The sequence below is a fragment of the Arthrobacter sp. M4 genome (assembly GCF_020251205.1).
Classification (GTDB): domain Bacteria; phylum Actinomycetota; class Actinomycetes; order Actinomycetales; family Micrococcaceae; genus Arthrobacter.
Genome location: NZ_JAIWYX010000090.1, coordinates 1 through 218, shown reverse-complemented (window position 1 = coordinate 218; position 218 = coordinate 1). Strand labels below are relative to the sequence as shown.

Annotated in this window: 1 pseudogene; it reads left to right on the top strand. The window is 61.9% G+C overall.

What is annotated here, in order from left to right:
• Positions 1 to 218, top strand: a pseudogene (locus LD110_RS23530) (integrase); the annotation flags it as partial.

The following is a 218-nucleotide window of genomic DNA, read 5'->3' as shown; positions in this document are numbered from 1 at the left end:
GGCTCGGAGTTCATCAACGAGCACCTGCTGGCCTACTGCCACGCACACCAGATCACCTTCACCCGCTCCCGGCCCGGCAACAAGAACGACGGCGCCCACGTGGAGCAGAAGAACTTCTCCCGGGTCCGTGAGCTCGTCGGGTACCTCCGCTACGACACGGCCGCGGAACTGGGCAAACTCAACGAAATCTGGGAACTGGACCGCATCTTCACCAACTA